Here is a 253-nt window from a genome sequence, read left to right on the forward strand (position 1 = left end):
GATTAGGGGTCATCACTACTAAAATAAAAAGCAGCTAGAATAAAAAATAGCGCTGTGCCATCGGTAGATATTCAGCAGGCTCACAGGTCAACAGTTCACCATCAGCATATACTTCATAAGTCTCGGGATTGACCTCCATCTGAGGACAGTAGCTGTTAAACTTCATGTCTTGTTTGCGTACTTGACGGATGTTGTGTACGGCTTTGATAACTTTTTCTAATCCTAATTGCTTGTCAACGCCCTTGTCTATAGC

Annotated in this window: 1 pseudogene; it reads right to left on the bottom strand. The window is 41.5% G+C overall.

Going from position 1 to position 253, the window contains the following annotated elements:
• Positions 1–34: 34 nt before the first annotated feature.
• Positions 35–253 (bottom strand): annotated as a pseudogene (gene ureC / locus AAEZ03_RS28275) (urease subunit alpha); the annotation flags it as partial.

The organism is Pseudomonas sp. HY2-MNA-CIBAN-0224 (assembly GCF_040310285.1).
Classification (GTDB): domain Bacteria; phylum Pseudomonadota; class Gammaproteobacteria; order Pseudomonadales; family Pseudomonadaceae; genus Aquipseudomonas; species Aquipseudomonas helleri.